Origin of the sequence: Bacillus cereus group sp. BfR-BA-01331 (genome assembly GCF_022663915.1) — a bacterium.
GTDB classification, from domain to species: Bacteria; Bacillota; Bacilli; order Bacillales; family Bacillaceae_G; genus Bacillus_A; species Bacillus_A mycoides.
In genome coordinates this window covers 182,245-208,649 of the sequence record NZ_JAKUGJ010000010.1, presented here as the reverse complement: position 1 = coordinate 208,649, position 26,405 = coordinate 182,245, and the positions used below count along the sequence as shown (strand labels likewise).

Genomic DNA, 26,405 nt, shown 5'->3' with positions numbered 1-26,405 from the left:
TCAGGTTGATAGGTTCGAGGTGGAAGCATGGTGACATGTGGAGCTGACGAATACTAATAGATCGAGGACTTAACCATATAATATGAAGCAACGTTATCTAGTTTTGAGAGAATATAAAAAACTTATTGACTTTCAGGGTGAATAAGTTATAATAATGATTGTCTCAAAAGAATAATGTCTGGTAATGATGGCAGAGAGGTCACACCCGTTCCCATACCGAACACGGAAGTTAAGCTCTCTAGCGCCGATGGTAGTTGGGACCTTGTCCCTGTGAGAGTAGGACGTTGCCAGGCAATATTATTCCGCAGTAGCTCAGCGGTAGAGCTATCGGCTGTTAACCGATCGGTCGTAGGTTCGATTCCTACCTGCGGAGCCATTGGAGAGCTGTCCGAGTTGGCCGAAGGAGCACGATTGGAAATCGTGTATACGTCACAAGCGTATCAAGGGTTCGAATCCCTTGCTCTCCGCCATAAGGAATTTATAATATTTGGCCCGTTGGTCAAGTGGTTAAGACACCGCCCTTTCACGGCGGTAACACGGGTTCGAATCCCGTACGGGTCACCACTTTTGGAGGATTAGCTCAGCTGGGAGAGCACCTGCCTTACAAGCAGGGGGTCGGCGGTTCGATCCCGTCATCCTCCACCATATAAATCATATGAATAATATTGTCGCGGGGTGGAGCAGTACGGTAGCTCGTCGGGCTCATAACCCGAAGGTCGCAGGTTCAAATCCTGTCCCCGCAACCAAACATTCTCGTAATGTGCTTGCTAATACTTATCATATAATTATATAAATAATATTATCGCGGGGTGGAGCAGTACGGTAGCTCGTCGGGCTCATAACCCGAAGGTCGCAGGTTCAAATCCTGTCCCCGCAACCAAATGGTCCCGTGGTGTAGTGGTTAACATGCCTGCCTGTCACGCAGGAGATCGCCGGTTCGACCCCGGTCGGGACCGCCATTTTAATAAGGCTCGGTAGCTCAGTCGGTAGAGCAGAGGACTGAAAATCCTCGTGTCGGCGGTTCGATTCCGTCCCGAGCCACCATTTTAATAAAATATGCCGGCTTAGCTCAATTGGTAGAGCAACTGACTTGTAATCAGTAGGTTGGGGGTTCAAGTCCTCTAGCCGGCACCATGTAAGTTTCGGAGGGGTAGCGAAGTGGCTAAACGCGGCGGACTGTAAATCCGCTCCTTCGGGTTCGGCAGTTCGAATCTGCCCCCCTCCACCATTTTACATAGGGGCATAGTTTAAAGGTAGAACTGAGGTCTCCAAAACCTCCAGTGTGGGTTCAATTCCTACTGCCCCTGCCAAATATATAAACACAACATGGCGGTTGTGGCGAAGTGGTTAACGCACCGGATTGTGGCTCCGGCATTCGTGGGTTCAATTCCCATCAGTCGCCCCATTTTTATTTTTTAAAATTACAAATAAATTAATGGATACTTACATATAATTAAGTAAAACTTCGGTGGGCTATAGCCAAGCGGTAAGGCAACGGACTTTGACTCCGTCATGCGCTGGTTCGAATCCAGCTAGCCCAGCCATTTTTGCGGAAGTAGTTCAGTGGTAGAATACAACCTTGCCAAGGTTGGGGTCGCGGGTTCGAATCCCGTCTTCCGCTCCATTTTAACTTCATATGGCGGCATAGCCAAGTGGTAAGGCAGAGGTCTGCAAAACCTTTACCACCGGTTCAAATCCGGTTGCCGCCTTTCTTTTATGCCGATGTGGCGGAATTGGCAGACGCGCACGACTCAAAATCGTGTTCCTTCGGGAGTGTCGGTTCGACCCCGACCATCGGTATCACGAACGGCGTAACATTAAGGCTCTACACTAATTGTGTAGAGTTTTTTTGTGTTTTCTTCACACTACAAAATAAGCACTAATAGTGCGTTGGGGTAGTGTGCGGTGAGTAAGTGACGAACTTTAGATACAGTTGGAAGAAACTATGAGTATTAAAAGGATAAAATTTCAGTAGAATATTACATATACAAGAATTTTTTCGAGCACTCTAGAGAGAATCTCTTCACCCTGGTGACATGAAGTTAAATCCGATACCACCAGTTGAAATTACCACATTATCAGCTGGTAATTTCGTAATTTCGAAAAACTTCTTTTCAAACTCTTCTCTGTTGTACTTGTACATAGTTGAGTGACACGACCATATTTGCGTTGAAGTACTCAACCAGTCCCCTAATTCCTTTAATTTAGGGAACGGCTAAAATTGAATTGGACCATCCAATTTTATGAATCTCACTTGATAGATAGTTGGGTTTAGCTTTTCTCCTATCCCTTTAAGACCATGCGCTTTTTTCTCATTTGAATGTGTCATAATTCTCCCCTATCTTTTTTTTCAAATTTTTTCCTATTTTAATTATACAGCAATAGAAAGTAATTATGGTAATATTAGGGAATTGATAGAGGGATGAAAAGGAATAGCTTTAGTTTAATAATGAATAGTTCATAACATACTACATAACAAATCTTTAAAAGGACATGGCAGCTTTGCCCTGTTTCTTATTGTTTAGCGAGAAATAATAAAATAAATCATCACAGTAATAAATGAAATATGATAAATTTAATCAAGGGAGAGAAATGAAAGTAAAAGGTGTCAGTTATTTAATATGATTCCATTTTGGCTCCGTTTCATTTTAATTTATCATGTTTAAAGAAGCTCAAAATTTTTAAAATGCTTTAAAATAAAGGATTTTAAGGGTAGCACTCTATATAAATGTCACCAAAAAAGACCCTAACAGAAATGTTAGGGTCTTTTTTGTTAAATTATGCTATGTGATTCTAAAATTCGTAATAAACTTAGGAATTCATGTATAATATAACTTGTTGAAAGAACAAAATGATAATGATTTATATTATGTCTGTAATATGAATCAAAAATGAACTTTTTATATTTCTTTTAAAAATGTGTTGAATACACATTATATTTCATATTAATATTTTTATGTAGATTTAAAATGGGAAAGAGAGTGGAAAGTATGGGCCGTAAATGGAACAATATTAAAGAAAAAAAAGCATCAAAAGATGCAAATACAAGCCGTATATACGCGAAATTTGGACGTGAAATTTATGTGGCAGCAAAACAAGGCGAGCCAGATCCAGAATCAAACCAAACGTTAAGAGTTGTATTAGAACGTGCGAAAACATACAACGTGCCAAGAACAATTATTGACCGTGCGATTGAAAAGGCAAAAGGCGGTTCAGAAGAAAACTATGACGAGCTTCGTTATGAAGGCTTTGGACCAAACGGATCTATGGTAATTGTAGATACACTGACAAATAACGTAAACCGTACTGCAGCAGATGTACGAGCTGCATTTAGCAAAAACAGTGGTAACATGGGTGTAAACGGTTCTGTCGCTTACATGTTTGATGCGACAGCTGTTATCGGTCTTGAAGGTAAAACATTAGATGAAGTTCTTGAAATCTTAATGGAAGCAGATGTAGATGCACGTGACATTCTAGAAGAAGAAGATTCTGTTATCGTTTATGCTGAACCTGATCAGTTCCATTCAGTACAATCTGCACTTAAAGGTGCTGGTGTTGAAGAATTTACAGTTGCAGAATTAACAATGCTTGCACAAAGTGATGTAGAACTTCCTGAAGATGCTCAAGTACAATTTGAAAAAATGGTTGATGCATTAGAAGATTTAGAAGATGTACAGCAAGTTTACCACAACGTAGACTTAGGGGAATAATAAGACAGAAGATCCTTTGTTTGTAGGAAAGGTCTGCCAGTCTTATTAAATCAACGTATATAATCAAAGTGTAAGTATTTTAAAGTGGTAAAGAGCCGTAAAATATAAACAGTATTTTTTAGGGTTACGATATCCATTTTGAAGATTTCTTAAAAATACTGTGATAAATTTACCATTTTCATTTTGGGAAACAAAACACATAAAAACTCACTTTTTGTATGAAAACCATTCATATAAGAGGTGAGTTTTTTCGTTGTTGGAATATATTTATAAGGGATTTCTTTTTGATTTGCAAATTAAGAACTACTCCAACCGAACAATTAAAACCTATAACTACTATAAAGTAATACAATTGGTTAGTTAATTAAATAAGGTAAATATAATAACAAAAAGGATTAGCTTTAGTTAGCCACGAAATGAAAGTGTAGAAGTTAAATAATTTATGGGGAATGATATATTTTATGTTCTTAATAAAGCGCAATTTGTTTGGAGGCGTTCTTTTTGAAGGAGAAAAGGTTAACTGAACTAGATGCTTTACGTGGTTTAGCAGCACTGTCTGTACTACTATTTCATTACACTTATTTTTATAATCAATCCTATGGTCACGTAAAAGAAGAGTATTTATTAAATTTTAAGTACGGTAGTTATGGGGTACACTTATTTTTTATGATTAGTGGTTTTGTTATATACATGACACTTTTAAAAACTAATAATACAAAAGATTTCATCTTTAAGAGGGCGGTTAGACTTTATCCTGCTTATTTGGTAGCAGTAACATTAACTTTCATGACTATAGTTTTAATGGGTTTAGAGGGGATGGGGGTTAGTTTAAGGGATTATTTGTTTAACTTAACCATGTTTCAAGGGGTTATTCCAGGCACAGGAATTGATTTGGTGGATGGTTCATATTGGAGTTTAGGTATAGAAGTAACTTTTTATATCTTTTGTGTAATCTTGTTATCAATGGGACTAGCTAAACGACCTGTATTAATTACAAGTTTATGGTTGCTGGGGCTATTTACAATTAAAATACTTTATGTAAATAGCCTTATAACTCCTATTATTGGTGATTTAGGTATAATAAATTATTCGAATTTATTCATTGTTGGTATCATGTTTTATCAATTGAAACAAAGTAAATTGATAGTCAACCATTTGATTATTGTTTTTGCATTAGTGTTTCAATTTTGCTTTCATGGTGTATTGTCAGGTTTAATAATCTGTTGTTTCGTTGGAGTCTTTTATTTACTAATTAATAATAAATTGAGCTTCTTAGGTACTAGAATATTTACATTCTTAGGAACAATATCTTACAGTCTATATTTGATACATCAAAGTATTGGATATATCATTATTGATTTTATAGAACAATTTGGCTTAATAAATGAGATATTTATCCTTGTTCCAATATTAATATCAATAGCTTTAGCAACAGTTATTACTTTTGGTGTTGAGAAACCTATACAAGGATTTCTAATAACTAGATATAATAAAGGAAGAGAAAATGAATTACCCGCAAAAAATGTTTCAGCATAGCGCAAATTAATATTTAGATTTATTAATATGTAGCTTGAATGGATAAAAATGATATACCTCAATTAAGTAATATCCCTTTGTATAAATATGGGATGGAAAATTAAATAACGTTGATATATTAATTATTCATCTATAGATTTAGAAGATGTACAACAAGTTTACCACAACGTAGACTTAGGAGAATAATAAGACAGAAGATCCTTTCGTTTAACGAATAGGTCTTTTTTTGTGAAGTTAATTAAGATGATGAATTATTAAAGGTGTTTTGTTGTAGGTAGGGAATATGGTTATAGATTGTACATGAAATAACTGGATTTCTAGGAGGTATTTCTGTGGAGCATAAAACACCAAAGCATATTGTTGCCGTAGCAGGTTATTTAACAAATGAAAAGAATGAGGTGCTTTTAACGAAAGTGCACTGGCGAGCTGATACGTGGGAAATGCCTGGAGGACAGGTAGAAGAAGGGGAAGCGCTTGATCAAGCTGTTTGCAGAGAAATAATGGAGGAAACAGGATTAACTGTGAAGCCTATCGGAGTTACAGGGATTTATTATAATGCTTCTATGCATATTGTAGCTGTTGTTTTTAAAGTAGCATATGTTAGTGGTGAAATAAAAATTCAACCTGAAGAAATACAAGAGGCTAAATTTGTTGCTTTAAATGAAGAGAACATTGATGAGTATATAACGCGTCCTCATATGAAATCAAGGACGCTTGATGCGATGAAAGCAATGCATTTTATTCCATACGAAACATGGGAAGTTCATCCATATAATCTTATAGGAAGGTTGTAAAGAAAAGGTTAGTTATTTGAGGACAGCTCAAATTGCTAACCTTTTCTTTATGTATACTGTTTCAGAAAAAGGTCACAATAATAAAGTGTAGGCTAATAATTGGTGGAGGAAGCAGGACTACCACCTAATTTCCTAGCTTTAGCCAAGTTTTGAGGGAGAAGACTTACTGTTCACAAATAGCGAGATTAGTATTGATTTACGGAACGTTTGTTCTGTATAATGGTGATATATCGTATATAATTAGATTGCTAGATGTTTAAAAGTATAAATGTATAAACTGATATAATAAAAGAATAAAGTGAAATTAAGGAGAGTCCTACTGCCTATAAATAGTGTGATAAACAAATGTATATTCAACATTTCATATGAATAGTAGATAAAAAGGGACTGTGATACAATACATTTTTACACCTTACAATGTTGTAAGGTAGGTGTAAGAGAAATCGATGGGATATTCTTTTATAACAAGGTATTCTTAAATTAAGAGTTATATGCTGTGTGGAAAAGAGGTGTTCGAGATGAAAGAACGAGTATTATCTAGAGTGAATTATCATCAAAAAGTTGCATTAAATCCATTAACTAAATTTCTTTATAAAGCCATTATATTATTATTATTGTTAAGTTTTGCATTATTATTCGCTGGAAATGTAATGATTGAGCGAAGTGATATTAGTAAATTACATGTACCCGCTAAGTTAGAGGTGCCAGAATCATTAACAAACGCATTTATTGCGACGGAAGATAAAAGGTTTTATCATCATAACGGTTTAGACTATATAGCGATTATCAGGGCGTCTATTGAAAATATAAAAGCTGGTGGTGTTGTGCAAGGAGGAAGCACGATTACACAGCAGTTATCTAAAAATGCTTTCTTATCTAATGAACGTACATTTTCCCGTAAGTGGAAAGAAATTTTTTATACGAAAAAGATTGAACGTACATTCACAAAGGATGAAATATTAAAATTGTATGTAAGTAATATTTACTACGGAGAAGGCGCATGGGGGATTGAAAAAGCAGCAAACCTTTACTTCGGTAAAAAGGTGGATCAATTAACACTGGCTGAAAGTGCAATGATGGCTGCTATAGTAAAAGCACCGGCTTATTACTCACCTGCACAAAATTATGATAAAGCAGTTGAGAGACGGAATGTAGTTTTAAGGCTAATGGAGAAAGAAGGGTATATAAATCATGATGAATATGTGCAAGCAGTTAGTGAGAAATTAGTAATTCGCCATGATATAAAAACAGAGCAATCCATGTTAAAAAATGCCCGTGAAAAAGCAGTAAGTTAAAAGAAGTTCCTACATAGGAGCTTCTTTTTTAATAATTTGTGACAAAAGGCGACACAATATTGTCACAAACGTTGTATTTTTGTAATTTATGTGAGCGTGTTCATTGCGTGACCTATGTAAGTATTGATATTATGTGTATTGTGTACAATGATGTATACAGAATATGAAATTAAAGAGGAATGTATATGAAATCATCAAACAAACTCATGGCTCTTGGTATAGTTTTTTCTATCGCAGTATTGATTGTAATCGGGACGATTGTGTATAGCATCATAAATGACAAGAAAGATAAAGGGAATGAGATGTTTGCTTATTCTACGCAACAATCTTTAGGGAAAGATGATGCTCCAGTTAAGGTAGTTGAATTTGGAGACTTTAAATGTCCAGCTTGTCGTACTTGGGATGTAACAGTATTACCACGATTAAAAGAAGAGTATATTGATAAAGGTAAAGTGCAGTTATATTTTATTAACTTCCCGTTTATCGGAAAAGACTCTGATTTAGGTGCAGCTGCCGGTGAAGCAATTTATAAACAAGATCAAGATTCATTCTGGATTTTCTATGATGAGATTTATCAAAATCAAAAGAAAGATACGGAAGAATGGATTACAGAAGAATTACTTCTTAATATTGTGAAAGAAAAGCTTCCGAAAATTAATGTAGAACAGTTTAAAAAAGATTTACACAGTAAAGAAATGAAAGACAAAGTACGTAAAGATTCAGATCGTGCTCAAAAATTAAAAGTTCAAGGTGCTCCTTCAGTATATATAAATGGGAATCTTGCAAACCCTGATTTCGATAGTATGAAGAAGGCGATTGATAAAGAATTGAAAAAGTGATGAGATATCTCATCACTTTTTCGACTTTTTTCGATAAATTTCTTGCTTCGATTTTTTTTACATGCTATACTACTTTACATAAGTTATTTCAATATCTTATATTTTTTTCATATTTGCGGGTGTAGTTTAGTGGTAAAACAAGAGCCTTCCAAGCTCTGGTCGAGAGTTCGATTCTCTTCACCCGCTCCAAATTTTATTTAATGTTTTTCTAATAAATTGTGATCAACGCAGTGTTTCGTTTCTAAGATAAACGAAGCATTGCGTTTTTTAATGTTTGAAAATCATAATTGTATGCGAAAATAGAAGTGAAGAATATTATTCCAAAAGTGAATTGATAACCAATATAGTCGTTACATAAGGGATGAATTCATCGGTGGAGGCGATTGAAAATGGACTTTGAACAATTAAAGCAAGATGTAATTGCGTATAGTAAAACGATTGGTATAGATAAAATAGGTTTTGCCAGTGCTTCACCATTTGAGGAATTAAAGCAGCGTCTAATCCAGCAACAACAATTGAATTATCAGTCTGGATTCGAAGAGCCTGATATAGAGAAGAGAACGAATCCACAGCTATTGTTACCTGGTGCGAAATCAATTATTGCGATTGCTTTAGCATACCCTTCAAAATTAAAAAATGCACCATTAAGTAAACGAGGGGAACGACGTGGGATTTTTTGCCGTGCTTCTTGGGGCCAAGATTATCACCTTGTTCTACGAGATCGTTTGCAAAAGTTAGAGGCGTATTTAATCGAAAAGCTGCCGGATATAGAAGTGAAATCAATGGTTGATACAGGGGAGCTAAGTGATCGAGCTGTTTCAGAGCGTGCCGGTATTGGATGGAGTGGTAAGAACTGCGCTATTATTACGCCGGAATTTGGTTCGTATGTATACTTAGGAGAAATGATTACGAATGTTCCATTCCCTCCTGATCGGCCAATAGAAGATCAATGTGGAAGTTGTACGAAATGTATTGATATTTGTCCTACAGGTGCTTTAGTACAAGGGGGGCAGTTGGACTCGAAGAAATGTATTGCATTTTTAACACAGACAAAAGGGTTTCTGCCTGAAGAATATCGCGATAAAATAGGAAACCGTATATATGGATGTGATACGTGTCAGACTGTTTGTCCGAAAAATAAAGGAATGGATTTTCATAACCATCCTGAAATGGAGCCTGACCCTGAGTTAGTTAAACCGTTATTAACACCACTTTTAACAATTAGTAATCGTGATTTTAAAGAGAAGTATGGAATTATGTCTGGTTCATGGAGAGGTAAAAAACCATTGCAACGAAATGCTATTTTAGCACTTGCACATTTTAAAGAAACAGCAGCAATTCCTGATTTAATCGGTGTTATGAAAGATGATCCAAGACCAGTACTTCGAGGAACAGCAGCATGGGCACTTGGGAAAATTGGTGGAGATGGAGTAGGAGAAGCGATTGAAAAAGCGATGGAACGTGAGAAAGATGAAGAGGTTCTTCATGAAATGAATCGTGGACTTGAATTGTTAGCACAGAAAAAAGAGTAGATAATATCTCCCTTTTTCATATTGTAATATGGGAGGGAGACGAAATGGTTGTAAAAGCGAATATTGAAAAGCAAGTGCAACAGTTTTTAGCATATATAACAGAGAAACGAACAGATGTAGATGGTATTGCAGTAGATTTGTTACAAATGGTACAGAGAAAGAAACAATTGTTTCAAAAGCGTAGTGCACATATAGTGAAAGCAACTGCAGATATTTCTTTCATTAGACAATTAAATAGTAATGAGCATCAAGAAATTGATTATCAAATACACTTGAAATATTTAATTAAGCATAAAGAATTATTTTATATCGAAGAGGAACAATTAAAACGACGAGTTTATTTAAAAAATAGTTGTATAATAGATGATTATGCTCTTGAAGTGTCAGAAGAAATAGGAATAGGTGAAACGTTAGAACGGGAAGTCACGAAAGAAAAATACGGTTCATATCAATATAATCGTTTAGAGGCAGTGAAATATGCAGAGCGTTGGTGGGATGATCGTAATTCTGCATACCGTAATTTTCCGGATAATTGTACAAATTTCATTTCACAATGTCTGCACACTGGAGAAGTACCAATGAATGGACATCCTAACATTCGTAAAGGGTGGTGGCAAAGGGGAAACCAGTGGAGTTGGAGCTGGGCTGTAGCACACTCTTTTTATTGGTATTTGTCAGGTGCTACAACAGGGCTTCGAGCAGAAGCAGTAGAAAGGCCAGAAGACCTTATTCTTGGCGATGTAATTGCGTATGATTTTGAGGATGATGGTAGGTGGAATCATACGACAATTGTAGTAGCAAAAGACGCAGATGGTATGCCGCTTGTAAATGCACATTCAGCGAATAGCCGCAGGCGTTATTGGAACTATGAAGATTCTAGTAAATATACACCACAAATGAAATATAAATTCTTTCATATTATTAATGGGTAGAGATTTTTCGTTCAAGTGGTATAATACGTAGTAGATAAAAAATAGAGGTGAATATCGCGTGGGAGTACATGTTGTTTTATATCAACCAGAAATTCCAGCAAATACAGGAAATATTGCACGTACTTGTGCAGCAACTGGAACAGAATTGCATTTGATTAGACCGCTTGGATTTTCAACGGATGACAAAATGTTAAAGCGTGCAGGATTAGATTATTGGCAGCACGTAAAAGTTACGTATTATGATTCAATCGAAGAATTTTATGAGAAAAATAAAGATGGTGAATTCTTTTATTTAACAAAGTATGGCGAGAAAGCTCATACAGCATTTGATTATAGCAAACGTGAGAAGGATTACTATTTCGTATTTGGAAGAGAAACAAATGGATTACCAGCTAATGTAATTGAAGAAAACTTCGATCATTGTTTACGTATTCCAATGACGGATAAAGTACGTTCATTAAATTTATCTAATACAGCAGCAATTTTAATTTATGAAGCGTTCCGTCAACAAAATTATCCAGGATTAGATTTAGAAATCGTTTATTAAAAGTCGCCATTTGGCGGCTTTTTTATTTTTTAAAAAAATATGTAATCATACATTTTAAAAAAGGTACATATTCATATAGAATGAGATATATGAATAAAAATAGATAAGACGGGTTGAGATAAATATGAAGGAACAATATAATAATCAAAATACCTTTTTAAGTATGATAGATATGGATTTAGTAAGACAGGGATTGTTACATGCTATTCAAGATTTAGTGTTTATTGTGAAAGTTATTGATGATGAAACTTTTAAATATATTTATGTGAATAAAATAGGAATGAATCACGCCAGGCTAGGGAAAGAATGTTATGGGAAAACTTTTGCAGAAGTATTACCAGAAGATACGGCAAGGTTATTGCAAGGACACTATGCAAAAGTAATGAGAGAAGCGAGAGCAATTACATTTTGTGATGTAATTAGTTTGCCAACTGGTGATATACATTATGAATCTTCACTTAATCCAGTATGCGATGTAAATGGAACATGTCAGTTTATTATTTGTATTACTAGAGATATTACAGCACAGGTTAAGAAAAAAGTGGAAATAGAAGAAAAACAAATGTTATTTAAGTCATTACTAGAATATAATAATGATTCCATTATATCTGTAGATTCTATTGGAAGAATTACATATGCAAATCCAGCGACTTATGAAATTTTTGGGTATCGATATGAAGAGTTAAAGGACCAATTTATTTGTCAGTTTATAAATAAAGAATATGAAAAAACTTTTCAAATTATATTTAAAAATGCTTTACAGGGAAGAGCAAAACAAATTGTTGCAAAGAAATATATTCATAAAGAAGGATATGAACTTTATATTTCCGTGAGGACAATCCCCATTATTGTGAATAGTGAAATCGTCGGGGTGTACATTGTTACGAGGGATGTTACGAGGCAAGTATTAAATGAGATGAAAACAGAATATTTGGCTTACTTTGACCAGTTAACGGGGTTAATGAATAGAATATCATGTACAAATAAGCTAAATGAATTTTTAGCTGAGAATAAAGAATTCGCATTGGTTTTTATAGATTTGGATGAATTTCACCTTATTAATGATACATTTGGTCATAAAGAAGGGGATCAAGTCTTAAAAAAAGTTACTGAATGCTTACGAGACCTAAAAATAGAAGATATGCATTTATTTAGAGAACATGATGATCAATTTGTTATGTTAATAGAAAATATAACGAGAGAATACGTAGAGGAAGTTGCACAAACAATATTAAAGAAAATTAGTGGGCATTTTGTAATAGAAGAAGAGGATGTTTATTTGAGTGCATCAATTGGGATTGTAATGGCCCCAGAAGATGGAATGGATGAAAAAATACTTTTCCAAAGAGTCGACGCAGCTTTGGAAAATGCAAAGGAAAAAGGAAAAGGGTATTATCATTTTTATTGTAGTGGATTAGATTGTGAACGTGAACAAAGGTTTATAATAGAAAATCAGTTACATCGTGCTATAGAGAAAAATGAATTTTCCCTCTATTATCAACCTCAAATTAATATTGAAACGGGAAAGATAGCCAGTATGGAAGCCTTAATAAGGTGGGAGAATAAGGAGCTAGGTTTTGTCTCGCCCAATCAATTTATCCCACTTGCTGAAAGAACAGGGTTTATTATTAAACTTGATGAATGGGTAGTACATCAAGTTTGTGAACAGATACGTGAATGGTTAAATAAAGGATATGTGGTTGTACCAATCGCAGTTAATATTTCAGCTAAACATTTTCGCTCTATTACATTAATAGAGATGATTACACGTGCTTTAAATAAGTACAACGTTCCCCCTCATTTATTAGCAATAGAAGTTACAGAAGGGGCTCTTATACATAAAGATGTATCAAAAAGAGTGTTATTGCAGTTAAAGGAACAAAATTTAAAGATTCATTTAGATGACTTTGGAACGGGATATTCATCTTTAAGTTATTTAAAAACATATCCGATTGATACGTTAAAAATTGATCGTTCTTTTATGGAAGGTATATATATAGATGAAAGAGATACGAATATTACGGCTGCAATTATTAATTTAGCACATACTCTAGGGTTAAATGTAATTGCAGAAGGAGTAGAAAAGGCGGAACAAATACAGTTTTTAAAGGAAAAAAATGTAAAAATAGCGCAAGGTTATTTTTATAATCGCCCTTTATCGATATACGATGTGGAAAATATTTATTTTAAATAGTGTATAAAAAACAAGAAAAAAAGTGATGTGCTGAAAAGCACATCACTTTTTTTGTGTACCTGGTTTATCGTTATAACCAGATGTAAAAATAGCTGTAAGAAATGTGAGCGATACACCTAAAATTAATAATAACTTCATACTAATTTCCTCCTTACTTTTTCGGTTTACGAATCCTATTTGTGAATCGAAATGTATGTAAGGTTCCTAGAAGAAAAGAATTTATTTACAATGAATAGCAGCGTGAAAACTTTAATACCTTTATTATACAGAATTTTCTTTGAATTTTGGAGAGAATTTTATAGCGCTATTATATATTTCGTTTTGATTTAAAGAATGTTTAAGGACATCCTAGCATACCTTTTATAATAATCCGATTGAACAAGGAGATGGGGGAGGAGCTATAATGGATATTTTAAAGAAAATTGAACAATATCGGGAAGCAGAAGAACGTTTACAATGGGAAGGTACGTTTGCGGAGTATTTGGAGCTTGTGAAAGAAAGACCATGGGTGGCTCAAACAGCACACTCTCGCATTTACAATATGATAAAAGATGCTGGAATTGAAGAAGTTGATGGTAGAAGAAAATATAACTTCTTTAGTAATCAGCTATTTGGATTAGAGGATGCTTTAGAACGCCTTGTGGAAGAATATTTTCATCCATCTGCAAAACGATTAGATGTTAGGAAACGTATTTTGTTATTAATGGGGCCTGTTAGTGGGGGGAAATCAACATTAGTTACGATGTTGAAACGAGGATTAGAAACATATTCACGAACAGATCGTGGAGCGATTTTTGCAATAAAAGGATGCCCAATGCATGAAGATCCACTTCATTTAATTCCACAGCATTTACGGAATGATTTCTTTGATGAATATGGAGTAAGGATTGAAGGGAATTTATCACCATTAAATGTTATGCGTTTAGAGCAAGAATATGGATCAAGAATTGAGGATGTAGTTGTAGAGCGTATTTTCTTCTCTGAAGATCGCCGTACAGGAATTGGTACATTTAGTCCTTCTGATCCAAAATCACAAGATATTGCCGATTTAACAGGTAGTCTAGACTTTTCTACAATTGCAGAATACGGTTCGGAATCAGATCCTCGTGCATATCGATTTGATGGAGAATTAAATAAGGCGAACCGCGGCATGATGGAATTCCAAGAGATGTTAAAATGTGATGAGAAATTTTTATGGCATTTACTATCGCTTACACAAGAAGGGAATTTTAAAGCAGGAAGATTTGCGCTTATTTCAGCAGATGAATTAATTGTAGCGCATACAAATGAAACGGAGTATCGTTCCTTCATAGCAAATAAGAAAAATGAAGCATTGCATTCACGAATTATTGTAATGCCGGTTCCATATAATTTACGGGTTAGTGAAGAAGAACATATTTATGAAAAAATGATTCGTGAAAGTGATGTGTCTAATGTTCATATTGCACCGCATACACTTCGCGTTGCGGCAATGTTCACTATTTTAACTCGTTTAAAAGATCCGAAGCGTCCGGATATTGATTCAATTAAAAAGATGCGTTTATATGATGGAGAAACGGTAGAAGGATATAATGCGATTGATGTAGAAGAATTGCAACGCGAATATCAAGATGAAGGTATGAAGGGGATTGATCCTCGTTATGTCATTAACCGAATTTCTTCTACAATTATTCGAAAAGAGGTACCATCTATTAATGCACTAGATGTACTTAGATCGCTAAAAGACGGGTTGGATCAGCATCCATCAATTAGTAATGAAGATCGAGAGCGCTATATGAATTTCATCTCATTAGCGAGAAAAGAATACGATGAAATTGCTAAGAAAGAAGTACAAAAAGCGTTTGTTTATTCATACGAAGAATCAGCTAAGACACTTATGGATAATTACTTAGATAACGTCGAAGCGTACTGCAATAAATCAAAATTACGTGATCCTTTAACAGGTGAAGAAATGAGCCCAGATGAAAAACTTATGCGTTCGATTGAAGAGCAAATTGGAATTTCAGAAAATGCTAAGAAAGCATTCCGTGAAGAAATTTTAATTCGAATTTCTGCTTATGCCCGTAAAGGAAAGCGCTTTGATTATAATTCACATGAACGTCTTCGTGAAGCGATTCAGAAAAAACTATTTGCTGATTTAAAAGATATAGTGAAAATTACAACATCAACGAAAACGCCAGATGAAAATCAGCTTAAGAAAATTAATGATGTTGTTGCACGCTTAATTGATGAGCATGGATATAATTCTTCATCTGCGAATGAATTGTTACGATATGTAGGTAGTTTGTTAAATCGATAGTTTGATAACAAAACGCTGTCTCTTGTTCTTGGGACGGCGTTTTGTTATCTATTGATACTTGTAAAAAGTGTCATACCTTGTCCGAATATAATAAATTAAGATGCAATTTCATGAATTTATTGTCAATTATTTTTACAATATGCATATGATAGAGTAACCAACCATTCATACGAAAAAAGCCAACACAATACAATATGTTGCAAAGTGAAAATGTGTGCAACAATGCATTGTGTTTCTTTCTTATCAACGGCTGAATATTTCTTCCTAGTATGTGAGTGGCAAAATTTTGTTTAGGATGCTCGGAGTATTGTATGAAAAACGCTATATATGTTTATGGGATGATTTTCGATGGACAGTTACCTTTCAAATATTCTAGCTTGGCATATTACAGAACAAAATTTATAGATTGCTGTTCATAGAGGAAGACAATTACAGTAAGGAGGGAAAGGAATGGGCGAAGAAAACCAACCAAATTATACGATTTCACAGGAAAACTGGTCCCTCCATCGCAAAGGATATGACGACCAACAACGCCATCAAGAAAAAGTGCAGGAGGCAATCAAAAATAATTTACCAGACCTTGTAACAGAAGAAAGTATAGTTATGTCTAATGGAAAGGATGTTGTGAAAATACCGATTCGTTCTTTAGATGAATATAAGATTAGATACAATTATGATAAAAACAAACACGTTGGGCAAGGAAACGGTGACAGCAAAGTTGGTGATGTTGTTGCAAGAGATGGATCCGGTGGTCAAAAGCAGAAGGGACCAGGAAAAGGGCAAGGGGCAGGAGATGCAGCTGGAGAAGATTATTATGAAGCAGAAGTCTCAATTTTAGAATTGGAGCAAGCGTTTTTCAAAGAGTTAGAGCTGCCTAATTTAAAGAGAAAAGAAATGGATGAAAACCGGATTGAACATATTGAATTTAATGATATTAGAAAAACAGGATTATGGGGAAATATTGATAAGAAACGGACGATGATATCTGCATATAAACGAAATGCAATGCGTGGTAAAGCATCTTTCCATCCAATTCACCAAGAAGATTTAAAGTTCCGTACTTGGAATGAAGTGTTAAAGCCAGATTCAAAAGCCGTTGTATTAGCGATGATGGATACGAGTGGATCGATGGGGATATGGGAGAAGTATATGGCACGTAGCTTCTTTTTCTGGATGACAAGATTTTTACGCACAAAGTATGAAACCGTAGACATTGAGTTTATTGCTCACCATACGGAAGCAAAGGTCGTCACAGAAGAAGAGTTTTTCTCAAAAGGGGAAAGTGGCGGAACGATCTGTTCTTCTGTATACAAAAAAGCACTTGAGTTAATCGATAATAAATATTCACCAGACCGTTATAATATTTATCCATTCCATTTTTCAGACGGTGATAATTTAACTTCGGATAATGCTAGATGCGTAAAGCTTGTGGAAGAGTTGATGAAGAAGTGTAATATGTTTGGGTATGGGGAAGTGAATCAGTACAACCGCCACAGTACGCTTATGTCAGCATATAAAAATATTAAAGACGAGAATTTCAGATATTATATTTTAAAGCAAAAAGCAGATGTATTCCATGCGATGAAAAGCTTTTTTAAAGAAGAATCAGGAGAAAAAATGGCATAACCCCTTGTAAAGGGGTTATTTTTTTGTAAACTTTTTATTTTTTTAGTTGACAACGATAATGAAAATCATTATCATTTATTCGAGAAATGATTACATTTCGATTTATATATTTTGGAGGAGATGTAAAGTTGAAAAAAACTAAAAGAAAACATATAAATGCGATGATTATCGCTGCGGCGTTATCGCTACCGTTTGCTGCGTATTCAACACCTGCTTTAGCAGCGGTAGCAATTGAGGCTAATAAAACGGGATATGCTTTAGAAGATGGTACATATGATGCTGTTATTAAAGCGTATAAAGATAAAACGAATGAAGAGTCTATGGCAGCTGTTTATATAAAAAATCCGAAATTAACAATTGAGAATGGGAAGAAAATTGTAACGGCAACGTTAAGTGATAGTGATTTCTTCAAATACTTGAAAACAGAAGATATTCATACTCCTGGTGTGTTTCATGATGTAAAAGTAATATCAGAAGATAAAAAGAAAAATGGAACGAAAGTGATTCAGTTTGAAGTAGGGGAATTAGGAAAGAGGTATAATATGCAAATGCATATTTATATTCCAACAATGGCCTATGATAATAAGTATCAAGTGCAATTTGAAGTAAATACATTGAGTTTAGAAGGCAATGTTCCAGAAGAACAAAAGGAAAATAAAGAGGATAAAGTGGATCAACAAGATGAAAGTGCAAATGTAATAGTAGATAAGCAATTGCAAATGCATATTAATAAATATAACTTGAATAGAGAGAATCTAAATACGCCAATAACTAAGGAAGATTTATTAAAAGTTAAATCTTTAATAGTCGTTGAGGCAAAAAGTAAAGGAATAAAAGACGTAAGCGGTCTAGAATATATGACGAACTTAGAAAACTTAACGTTAGAAGAAGTTAAGTTAGAAAATATACAGTTTATCTCGAAGTTGAGACAATTAAAATCATTAAGTATAACGTATGGTGAACTCGAAGATATTGGACCTTTGGCTGAGTTAGAGCATGTTGAAATTTTAAGTTTGAGAAACAATAAAATTTCAGATTTAAGCCCATTGAGTCAAATGAAGAAGATTAAAATGTTAGATTTAAACAGCAATTATATAAAAGATATTAAACCATTATTTACAGTAACGACTTTAAGGACTTTGACTGTAGCAAATAATCAAATTAGTAATGTTAATCTTGCTGGGATTGAGCAATTGAAAAATGTGAAAAATTTATCTTTAAGTAATAATGGACGTACTAATATCGAGCATATTACCTCAATGAAAAAGTTAGTGGAGTTAGACCTTTCTAAAAATGAATTAAAAAACATCGAACCTTTATTAAGATTATCTACTGTACAATCACTTAATTTAGAGGAAAACTATATTTCAGATATAACACCACTTAGTCAATTAACAGGTTTATATGATTTAAAGCTGGGTTCGAATGAAATTCGTGATGTTAGACCTGTTCAAGAATTAGGAAAAAGAATGTATATCGATATTCAAAGACAAAAAATCTTTTTAGATGAAGCAAGAGTGGATGAAGAAATAAAAATTCCAATATACAATCTTAAAGGAGAAACACTTCAAAATATTAATGTGAAAAGTGAAGAGGCTACTCTGAATAACGGGTTTATAAAATGGAATAGTCCTGGAGAAAAAATATATGAATTTAAACTAGATACGAATTCTGCTGAAAGTAAAATAAGATTTAATGGGACGGTTATACAAAGTATAGTTGAAAAACAAACAGAAAGTAAAAATGTAATTCTTGATAAAAATTTACAACAACATATTAATAAAAAGAATTTTGGTAGAGAGAATCTAAATGCCGCTATAACAAAAGAAGATTTATTACAGATTAAAACATTAGAGATACTTAAAGAAAAAGGAAAAGAGATAAAAGATCTAACTGGTTTAGAATACATGACGAACTTAGAAAACCTCACTTTAGAAGGAGTAGGGTTGAAAAATATTGAGTTTATTTCAAACTTGAAACAATTGAAAGACGTGAATGTATCTCATAATAAAATTGAAGATATAACGCCGTTATCTTCACTGGAAAATTTACAGTGGTTAAACCTTGCGGATAATCATATTAAAGATGTATCAGTTCTTGGTTCAATGTTAGACCTACTAAGTTTAAAGTTAGATGGAAATGAGATTCGTGATGTAAGGCCGTTAATACAATTAGGTCAATGGTTTTCAATTGATGCCGGAAGACAAAAAATCATTTTAAATGAAGCGAAAGTAAATGAAGAAATTCAAGTTCCGGTATATGACTTAGAAGGAGAAACTATTGAGAATATTAAACTAACAAGTGAGGGTGGAACGTTTAATAACGGAGTAATGAAATGGAGTACTCCAGGTGAAAAGGTATATAAATTTGATTTAGATTCGGATGAAACTAGTATAAGCTTTAACGGAACAGTAATCCAGAATATAGTTGAAAAAGAAGAAGTGACAGAACCAACAAAAGAAGTTGAAGAAATAAAGGAAGAAGTAAAAGAGCCGATAAAAGAAATTGAAGAAACAAAAGAAGAAGTAAAAGAGCCGGTAAAAGAAATTGAAGAAACAAAAGAAGAAGTAAAAGAGCCGGTAAAAGAAGTTGAAGAAACAAAAGAAGAAGTAAAAGGGCCGGCGAAAGAAGTTGCAGGTACAAAAGAAGAAGTGAAAGAACCGGCGAAAGAAGTTGAAGGAGCGAAAGAAGAAGTAAAAGAATCGACAACAGAAGCTGAAGGACCGAAAGAAGAAGTAAAAGAACCAACAAAAGAAGTTGAAGGAGCGAAAGAAGAAGTAAAAGAACCAGCAAAAGAAGCTGAAGGCTCGCAAGAAGAATTGAAAGAGCCAACAACAGAAGTTGAAGGGGCGAAAGAAAAAGAAGTAGCACGAGAAATTGAAAAATCGAAAGAAGAAATAAATCAAGCCACAGTAGTTCAAGAACAAAACGTGAATAATCAGGTTGTGACAGAAAAAGTAGTAGAGAATCAAAGCATGAAAGAAAATAAACCAGTTGTTAATAAACAAGAAGAAAGTAAGAAGTCGCTAGGAGCAACAGGTGGACAAGCGAATACATCAACGTTACTTTCAGGCGTAGCATTAGTTCTTTCAGCACTGAGTATGTTTGTATTTAGAAAGAGATTATTTAAGAAATAAAAACGTTTTATCTTATTATAATGTAAATTGATTATATGAGTTTTTGAGAAGACATTATCATGGCGATTTCATTTTGAAATATGCTTATGATGATGTCTTTTTTTAGAAGGATATAAATGAGGAAAGTGTAAATGTATTAGAGAAGGAGGAGAGGTTATGCATGTTAGTTCTATTTTGAAAATCGAAGAAGTGGCATCATTTATTGCAACTGTAAATAAAGATGCTACGCATCATGTTGGTTATTGTGGAGATGAGAAAGAGGAGTTATTACAGACAATTACCCATGATTTTTCTGATATAGGCTGGGAACAATCTTTTGTTATTACTTATGAAAATAATAAAATAATAGGTGTATTAGGATTTGATGTGGATGAAGTAAAAAAATGTGCAGAAATATGGGGGCCTTTTATTATTGCAGAGAATTGGGAAGAAGTTGCTTTACATATGTGGAAGGAACTTATAGAAAAGGTGCCTTTTCATATTGAGAAATTTTATGGTTTTTATCATGTGGAAAATAATAATTGTGCCCGCTTAATGAAGGATTTACATGCTAAAGAACAAGATCGACATAGTATTCTCATTTTAAATAATATTGCGGGACAACGTATTATATGTAATGTAGAAGAAGCTTTACCAAAAGTATTTGAGCAGTTTATTACTTTACACAATAATGTTTTCCCTAATACATATTATGAAGGAAATGAAATTATCAAACGTTTAAGTGATACGAATAAATTATTTGTAAGTATGAAGAATGATAAGTTAGAAGGTTATGTATATATTGAAGTAAATCCGGAGTTTCAAGAAGCGAATATAGAATTTATTGCAACCACTGAAAATAGTAGAAGAAAAGGTGTTGGAGAGCGGTTATTACAAGGTGCAATTCAGTATATTTTCTCCTTTCAAGGGATGAGAGAGATAGAACTATGTTTGAATACGAATAATGTTCGTGCGATGAAGTTGTACAAGAAAGTAGGTTTTGAGGAGAAAGCATGTTTACAGCACTATATAATAGAGTAAAAACCCATTCGTATGAAAATTATATTTCATACGAATGGGTTTTATTTAATTTACTTTGCCGCTCTCAGTAATAACGGATTCAGGACTAATCTGAGGAGCGAATACCCCCATTTAGAAGAGGTGCTAATTGTTACATAACCTTTTTTATCTTTTGCGGAACTTCTTTTGTTTGCGAATTAACATCTTCCTTTCTCAGCTCTTTAAAGAGCGAAGTAACCATAAGGACGACTACGATAGAAAATGGTAGAGCTGCGATTATAGCTGCAATTTGTAGTGCATTTAGTCCTCCTGCTTGTAATAAAATAGCTGCAATTATCGCGATTGTTAATCCCCATATAAGTTTTAAACTGTTTTTCGGTGATAAGCTTCCGTTACTCGTTTGCATTGAAACAACAAATGTTGCCGAGTCGGCAGAAGTAACGAAAAATGTGGCTACTAAAATTAACCCGATAATTGTTAAAAATGTAGAGAATGGTAGGTGTGAAATAACAGCAAATAATCCAATCTCTGTACCATTTTTTGCGATTTCATCAGCTATTCCAAGCGATTGGAACATTTCCATATGGATAGCGGTACCGCCAAATACTGCAAACCAAAATGTACAGATAAGAGTTGGAACTAATACAACTCCAAAAATAAATTCTCTTATTGTGCGCCCTTTAGAAATACGGGCGATGAATGTGCCAACGAATGGAGACCAAGAGATCCACCATCCCCAATAAAAAATAGTCCAGTTTTCAATCCAAGAAGAAGATTTTTCATTAAATGCTCCTAAATTTAATCCCATACTAGGTAAAGCCCCAATATAAGAACCGAGTGTAGATGTGAAATATTTCATAATAAATACAGTTGGTCCTAAAAGTAAAAAGGAGACGAGTAAAATACCTGCAAGAGAGAAATTTAAGTTACTCAAATATTTAATCCCACGATCTAAGCCAGTTTGTGCACTTGTTAAATATAAAACAGCGAAGATGGCGATAAGTACGAGCTGTGTAAGTAAAGTGTTATGAATAGAAGGGAATAAATAGCTTAATCCTCCGGCGATTTGTTGAGCACCGATCCCAACAGATGGCACAATACCGAATACTGTGGCTAAAACAGCTAAAATATCGACTGTTTTTCCGATAGGAGAATTTTTCGATCGATTAAATAATGGAGTAACTGTAGCACCAATTGTGCTACCTTTTTGTTTGCGGAACGTGAAATATGCAATTGTTAAAGCAACCATCGCGTATAGTGACCACGGAAAGAGTCCCCAGTGGAAAAATGAATATTGCATAGCGAGCTTGGCGCTTTCTTCTGTGCCTGCTTTTCCTGTTAATGGATCTGTAAAATGTGAAATCGGTTCAGTAATTCCGTAAAAGAGGAGTCCAATTCCCATTCCTGCCCCAAACAACATGGATAGCCAAGATGGATAACTATACTTTGGTTTTTCTCCATCTTTACTAAGACGAATAGATCCATACTTAGAAAACGCTAAATAAGTAGCTAAAATAAGCATTGAGGTCATAAGTAGAGAGTAAAACCATCCAAATTTATTGAGAATGAATGAGTTTAAAGAAGATGTAACGCTTTGTAAATCATAGCCTTGTATCCAACTTGCCGGGGTAATTCCCCATATGATGAATAATGTTGTTAGCAAGATGGAGATATAGAATACACTGTTCTCTTTTTTTATCATAGAATCCCACCTTTATTTAATAAAGTTAATAATTATATTAATCATAACAATTAAAGGTTTAATTGTCAAAAAATTCGTTTTTTTATCGTGTGTAAAAGGACAGTTTAATCGCTATAGATTCATAATCATTGGAGGTTAGATAAAGGCAAGGGCGTTCACGATATGTACAAAATGTAGGAAGAAATAATATGAAATATTGCATTTTATATTTCTGTATCTGGATTTTATGTTAAATTCTTGGATGGAATATTTAAATAGGGGGACAAGGATATGAACAAGAAATCAAAGATTAATAAAGTTATGCTTAGTATTAGTACAATGGCTCTATCGTTAGGGGCACTTCAAACGAATGTATCAGCAGAAGAAAAGGTACCGTATAATGTATTGCATTCGAAACCAGTTGGAATTGAAAAACCAGTAGATGAGATCGGACACGCTTCTAAAGCCGAGGAAACATTATCATTTCAAGAACGTTTAAAAGTAGGAGATTTTTCACAGCGACCAGCATCTATTACGAAGAACTCGGCAGTAAAGCAAGCTAAAGAAAGCTATTCAATGGCTGATTTAAACAAAATGAATGATCAAGAATTAATTGAAACATTAGGCAGTATTAAGTGGCACCAAATTACAGACTTATTCCAGTTTAATGAAGATGCAAAAGCCTTTTATAAAGATAACGGAAAAATGCAAGTAATTATAGACGAATTAGCTCATAGAGGTAGTACATTTACGAAAGATGATTCAAAAGGAATTCAAACGTTTACTGAAGTGTTACGTTCAGCTTTTTATCTTGCATTTTATAATAATGAATTAAGCGACTTAAATGAAAGAAGCTTCCAGGACAAATGTTTACCAGCGTTAAAAGCTATTGCGAAAAATCCCAACTTTAAGCTTGGAACAAATGAGCAAGATACAGTCGTATCTGCATACGGAAAATTAATTAGTAATGCATCAAGTGATGTTGAAACGGTGCAATACGCATCGAATATTTTAAAACAATATAATGATAATTTTAATGCATATGTAGACGATCGTATGAAAGGACAAGCTGTATACGATATGATGCAAGGCATTGATTATGATATACAGTCTTACTTAAATGAGGCTCGTAAAGAAGCGAATGAAACGATGTGGTATGGAAAAGTAGATGGGTTTATTAATGAAATAAATCGTATTGCTCTTCTAAATGAAGTAACGCCAGAAAATAAATGGCTCGTTAATAATGGAATTTATTTTGCTAGTCGTTTAGGTAAGTTTCATAGTAATCCAAATAAAGGATTAGAGGTTGTTACACAGGCAATGCATATGTACCCGCGTTTAAGTGAGCCGTATTTTGTTGCAGTAGAACAAATTACAACAAACTATAACGGGAAAGATTATAGCGGGAATACGGTAGATTTAGAGAAGATACGTAAGGAGGGAAAAGAGCAATACTTACCAAAAACGTATACATTCGACGATGGATCTATTGTATTTAAAACTGGGGATAAAGTTTCAGAAGAAAAAATTAAGAGATTATATTGGGCTGCGAAGGAAGTAAAGGCGCAATATCACCGCGTAATCGGAAATGACAAGGCTTTAGAACAAGGTAATGCAGACGATGTATTAACGATAGTAATCTATAACACTCCAGATGAATATCAATTAAATAGACAACTGTACGGATATGAAACAAACAACGGTGGGATTTATATTGAAGAGACAGGCACATTCTTTACATATGAGCGTACGCCAGAGCAAAGTATTTATAGTTTAGAAGAGTTATTCCGTCATGAGTTTACTCATTATCTTCAAGGGAGATATGAAGTTCCCGGTTTATTTGGAAGAGGAGATATGTATCAAAATGAAAGATTAACTTGGTTCCAAGAAGGGAATGCAGAATTTTTCGCAGGATCTACTCGTACAAATAACGTTGTACCAAGAAAGAGCATAATTAGTGGATTATCATCTGATCCTGCAAGCCGTTATACAGCAGAGCGTACACTATTTGCTAAATATGGTTCTTGGGATTTCTATAACTACTCGTTCGCATTGCAGTCTTACTTATATACTCATCAATTTGAAACGTTTGATAAAATTCAAGATTTAATTCGTGCGAATGATGTGGGAAATTATGATACGTATCGTGAGACTTTAAGTAAAGATTCTAAGTTAAATCAAGAGTATCAAGAGTATATGCAGCAGCTAATTGATAATCAAGATAAGTACAATGTGCCGGAAGTAGCAGATGATTATTTAGCTGAACATGCACCAAAAGCACTAACAGAAGTGAAGAAAGAAATTAGTGAAACGTTGTCTATGAAAGATACAAAAATGACAAAGCATACATCTCAATTCTTTAATACATTTACATTAGAAGGCACATTTACAGGTAGTGTAACAAAAGGTGAGTCAGAAGACTGGAAAGCAATGAGTAAAAGAGTAAATGAGGCTTTAGAACAATTGACGCAAAAAGAATGGAGTGGCTACAAAACTGTTACAGCATATTTCGTCAATTACCGTGTGAATAGCTCTAATCAATTTGAATATGATGTAGTCTTCCACGGTATCGCAAAAGATGACGGAGAAAATAAAGCTCCGACGGTTAATGTAAACGGACCTTATAACGGGCTTGTAAAAGAAGGAATTCAATTCAAAAGTGATGGGTCAAACGATGAAGATGGAAAAATCGTTTCTTATTTATGGGACTTCGGGGATGGAAGTACAAGTACAGAAGTTAATCCAGTACATGCATATGAAAGAGAAGGAACTTATAAAGTAGCGTTAAGAGTAAAAGATGATAAAGGTAAAGAGAGCAGAAATGAAACAACTGTTACGATTAAAGATGGGAGTTTAACAGAATCTGAACCAAATAATCGTTCAGAGGAAGCAAATCGTATTGGGTTAAACACTACTATAAAAGGTAGCCTTATCGGTGGGGATCATACCGATGTTTATACATTTAATGTCGCATCAGCGAAAGATATCGATATTTCTGTTTTAAATGAGTATGGAATCGGGATGACATGGGTACTTCACCATGAATCAGATATGCAAAATTACGCAGCTTATGGTCAAGCTAATGGAAATCATATAGAAGCAAAATTTAATGCAAAACCAGGTAAGTATTACTTGTATGTATATAAATATGATAATGGCGATGGATCGTACACATTATCAGTAAAATAAGTGCTTTTCCAATGTATGTTTAACTTTACTTTTTGTGGAAAATAGTATATTATATAGATATACAATATATCGGTTATTTACTAGGAGGAGCCTGT

Annotated in this window: 15 protein-coding genes, 17 tRNA genes, 1 rRNA gene and 1 pseudogene; 32 read left to right on the top strand and 2 right to left on the bottom strand. The window is 34.2% G+C overall.

What is annotated here, in order from left to right:
- The first annotated feature begins 177 nt into the window (after positions 1 to 177).
- From rrf to MR155_RS19300, 17 genes are all read left to right on the top strand, one after another.
- A 5S ribosomal RNA gene (rrf, locus tag MR155_RS19380) occupies positions 178 to 293 on the top strand.
- Positions 294 to 301: 8 nt separating this feature from the next.
- Positions 302 to 376 (top strand) — tRNA-Asn (locus MR155_RS19375).
- Positions 377 to 378: 2 nt separating this feature from the next.
- Positions 379 to 470: transfer RNA gene (locus MR155_RS19370), tRNA-Ser, on the top strand.
- 19 nt (positions 471 to 489) lie between these two features.
- Positions 490 to 564 (top strand) — tRNA-Glu (locus tag MR155_RS19365).
- 5 nt (positions 565 to 569) lie between these two features.
- Positions 570 to 645: transfer RNA gene (locus MR155_RS19360), tRNA-Val, on the top strand.
- Between the two features lie 24 nt (positions 646 to 669).
- Positions 670 to 746 (top strand) — tRNA-Met (locus MR155_RS19355).
- A 57-nt stretch (positions 747 to 803) separates the two neighbouring features.
- Positions 804 to 880: transfer RNA gene (locus MR155_RS19350), tRNA-Met, on the top strand.
- Between the two features lie 3 nt (positions 881 to 883).
- Positions 884 to 959 (top strand) — tRNA-Asp (locus MR155_RS19345).
- A 9-nt stretch (positions 960 to 968) separates the two neighbouring features.
- Positions 969 to 1,044, top strand: a tRNA-Phe gene (locus MR155_RS19340).
- Positions 1,045 to 1,058: 14 nt separating this feature from the next.
- Positions 1,059 to 1,134: transfer RNA gene (locus MR155_RS19335), tRNA-Thr, on the top strand.
- A 10-nt stretch (positions 1,135 to 1,144) separates the two neighbouring features.
- Positions 1,145 to 1,228: transfer RNA gene (locus MR155_RS19330), tRNA-Tyr, on the top strand.
- 8 nt (positions 1,229 to 1,236) lie between these two features.
- Positions 1,237 to 1,310: transfer RNA gene (locus tag MR155_RS19325), tRNA-Trp, on the top strand.
- Positions 1,311 to 1,329: 19 nt separating this feature from the next.
- Positions 1,330 to 1,405: transfer RNA gene (locus MR155_RS19320), tRNA-His, on the top strand.
- 64 nt (positions 1,406 to 1,469) lie between these two features.
- Positions 1,470 to 1,544: transfer RNA gene (locus MR155_RS19315), tRNA-Gln, on the top strand.
- 5 nt (positions 1,545 to 1,549) lie between these two features.
- Positions 1,550 to 1,624 (top strand) — tRNA-Gly (locus tag MR155_RS19310).
- 14 nt (positions 1,625 to 1,638) lie between these two features.
- Positions 1,639 to 1,709 (top strand) — tRNA-Cys (locus tag MR155_RS19305).
- A 9-nt stretch (positions 1,710 to 1,718) separates the two neighbouring features.
- A tRNA-Leu gene (locus MR155_RS19300) sits at positions 1,719 to 1,800 on the top strand.
- Between the two features lie 223 nt (positions 1,801 to 2,023).
- On the opposite strand, the pseudogene MR155_RS19295 reads toward MR155_RS19300, so the two are convergent.
- Positions 2,024 to 2,329, bottom strand: a pseudogene (locus MR155_RS19295) (DUF3884 family protein).
- A 661-nt stretch (positions 2,330 to 2,990) separates the two neighbouring features.
- Here MR155_RS19295 and MR155_RS19290 point away from each other — a divergent pair.
- From MR155_RS19290 to MR155_RS19225, 14 genes are all read left to right on the top strand, one after another.
- Positions 2,991 to 3,710: a YebC/PmpR family DNA-binding transcriptional regulator gene (locus tag MR155_RS19290; RefSeq protein ID WP_002091105.1), complete on the top strand. Its 720-nt coding sequence runs from the start codon at positions 2,991 to 2,993 to the stop codon at positions 3,708 to 3,710.
- Between the two features lie 501 nt (positions 3,711 to 4,211).
- Positions 4,212 to 5,246 (top strand): acyltransferase family protein, encoded by a 1,035-nt coding sequence (locus MR155_RS19285; RefSeq protein ID WP_219300315.1) that lies wholly within the window; start codon positions 4,212 to 4,214, stop codon positions 5,244 to 5,246.
- 332 nt (positions 5,247 to 5,578) lie between these two features.
- Positions 5,579 to 6,040, top strand: a complete 462-nt coding sequence (locus MR155_RS19280) for an NUDIX hydrolase (protein ID WP_088077407.1) — start codon at positions 5,579 to 5,581, stop codon at positions 6,038 to 6,040.
- 518 nt (positions 6,041 to 6,558) lie between these two features.
- Positions 6,559 to 7,335: a transglycosylase domain-containing protein gene (locus tag MR155_RS19275; protein ID WP_113937850.1), complete on the top strand. Its 777-nt coding sequence runs from the start codon at positions 6,559 to 6,561 to the stop codon at positions 7,333 to 7,335.
- A 185-nt stretch (positions 7,336 to 7,520) separates the two neighbouring features.
- The gene (locus MR155_RS19270) at positions 7,521 to 8,174 is read left to right on the top strand and encodes a DsbA family protein (RefSeq protein ID WP_002091101.1); all 654 of its coding nucleotides are present in this window, start codon (positions 7,521 to 7,523) and stop codon (positions 8,172 to 8,174) included.
- A gap of 115 nt (positions 8,175 to 8,289) precedes the next feature.
- Positions 8,290 to 8,363 (top strand) — tRNA-Gly (locus MR155_RS19265).
- Between the two features lie 200 nt (positions 8,364 to 8,563).
- Positions 8,564 to 9,706 carry a tRNA epoxyqueuosine(34) reductase QueG gene (queG, locus tag MR155_RS19260; RefSeq protein WP_002115986.1) on the top strand — a complete coding sequence of 381 codons (1,143 nt, stop codon included), beginning with the start codon at positions 8,564 to 8,566 and terminating at the stop codon, positions 9,704 to 9,706.
- A gap of 44 nt (positions 9,707 to 9,750) precedes the next feature.
- Positions 9,751 to 10,638 carry an amidase domain-containing protein gene (locus tag MR155_RS19255; protein WP_113937851.1) on the top strand — a complete coding sequence of 296 codons (888 nt, stop codon included), beginning with the start codon at positions 9,751 to 9,753 and terminating at the stop codon, positions 10,636 to 10,638.
- Positions 10,639 to 10,696: 58 nt separating this feature from the next.
- A complete protein-coding gene (gene trmL, locus MR155_RS19250) occupies positions 10,697 to 11,185 on the top strand; it encodes a tRNA (uridine(34)/cytosine(34)/5-carboxymethylaminomethyluridine(34)-2'-O)-methyltransferase TrmL (RefSeq protein WP_000538149.1) in 489 nt (162 codons plus the stop codon).
- 124 nt (positions 11,186 to 11,309) lie between these two features.
- Positions 11,310 to 13,379: a sensor domain-containing protein gene (locus MR155_RS19245; RefSeq protein ID WP_242310866.1), complete on the top strand. Its 2,070-nt coding sequence runs from the start codon at positions 11,310 to 11,312 to the stop codon at positions 13,377 to 13,379.
- Positions 13,380 to 13,782: 403 nt separating this feature from the next.
- Complete coding sequence (locus tag MR155_RS19240) at positions 13,783 to 15,678, top strand: PrkA family serine protein kinase (protein WP_113937853.1); 1,896 nt, start codon at positions 13,783 to 13,785, stop codon at positions 15,676 to 15,678.
- A gap of 450 nt (positions 15,679 to 16,128) precedes the next feature.
- On the top strand, positions 16,129 to 17,304 hold the full coding sequence (gene yhbH, locus MR155_RS19235; protein ID WP_016089393.1) for a sporulation protein YhbH: 1,176 nt from the start codon (positions 16,129 to 16,131) through the stop codon (positions 17,302 to 17,304).
- 128 nt (positions 17,305 to 17,432) lie between these two features.
- A complete protein-coding gene (locus MR155_RS19230; RefSeq protein ID WP_242310865.1) occupies positions 17,433 to 20,441 on the top strand; it encodes a leucine-rich repeat domain-containing protein in 3,009 nt (1,002 codons plus the stop codon).
- Positions 20,442 to 20,597: 156 nt separating this feature from the next.
- Positions 20,598 to 21,461 carry a GNAT family N-acetyltransferase gene (locus MR155_RS19225; protein ID WP_242310864.1) on the top strand — a complete coding sequence of 288 codons (864 nt, stop codon included), beginning with the start codon at positions 20,598 to 20,600 and terminating at the stop codon, positions 21,459 to 21,461.
- A gap of 130 nt (positions 21,462 to 21,591) precedes the next feature.
- Here the strand turns inward: MR155_RS19225 and opuD are convergent, their stop codons facing one another.
- Positions 21,592 to 23,142, bottom strand: coding sequence for a glycine betaine transporter OpuD (gene opuD / locus MR155_RS19220; RefSeq protein ID WP_219300301.1), 1,551 nt, complete (start codon positions 23,140 to 23,142; stop codon positions 21,592 to 21,594).
- A 270-nt stretch (positions 23,143 to 23,412) separates the two neighbouring features.
- Between opuD and colA the strand changes: the two genes are divergently transcribed.
- Positions 23,413 to 26,310, top strand: coding sequence for a collagenase ColA (gene colA, locus MR155_RS19215; protein WP_242310863.1), 2,898 nt, complete (start codon positions 23,413 to 23,415; stop codon positions 26,308 to 26,310).
- Positions 26,311 to 26,405 lie beyond the last annotated feature (95 nt).

Coding starts and splice junctions, on each gene's coding strand:
- MR155_RS19275 (WP_113937850.1), top strand. CDS start 6,559: ATGAAAGAACGAGTATTATCTAGAGTGAATTATCATCAAAAAGTTGCA.
- MR155_RS19290 (WP_002091105.1), top strand. CDS start 2,991: ATGGGCCGTAAATGGAACAATATTAAAGAAAAAAAAGCATCAAAAGAT.
- colA (WP_242310863.1), top strand. CDS start 23,413: ATGAACAAGAAATCAAAGATTAATAAAGTTATGCTTAGTATTAGTACA.
- MR155_RS19255 (WP_113937851.1), top strand. CDS start 9,751: ATGGTTGTAAAAGCGAATATTGAAAAGCAAGTGCAACAGTTTTTAGCA.
- MR155_RS19245 (WP_242310866.1), top strand. CDS start 11,310: ATGAAGGAACAATATAATAATCAAAATACCTTTTTAAGTATGATAGAT.
- MR155_RS19240 (WP_113937853.1), top strand. CDS start 13,783: ATGGATATTTTAAAGAAAATTGAACAATATCGGGAAGCAGAAGAACGT.
- yhbH (WP_016089393.1), top strand. CDS start 16,129: ATGGGCGAAGAAAACCAACCAAATTATACGATTTCACAGGAAAACTGG.
- queG (WP_002115986.1), top strand. CDS start 8,564: ATGGACTTTGAACAATTAAAGCAAGATGTAATTGCGTATAGTAAAACG.
- opuD (WP_219300301.1), bottom strand. CDS start 23,142: ATGATAAAAAAAGAGAACAGTGTATTCTATATCTCCATCTTGCTAACA.
- MR155_RS19270 (WP_002091101.1), top strand. CDS start 7,521: ATGAAATCATCAAACAAACTCATGGCTCTTGGTATAGTTTTTTCTATC.
- MR155_RS19225 (WP_242310864.1), top strand. CDS start 20,598: ATGCATGTTAGTTCTATTTTGAAAATCGAAGAAGTGGCATCATTTATT.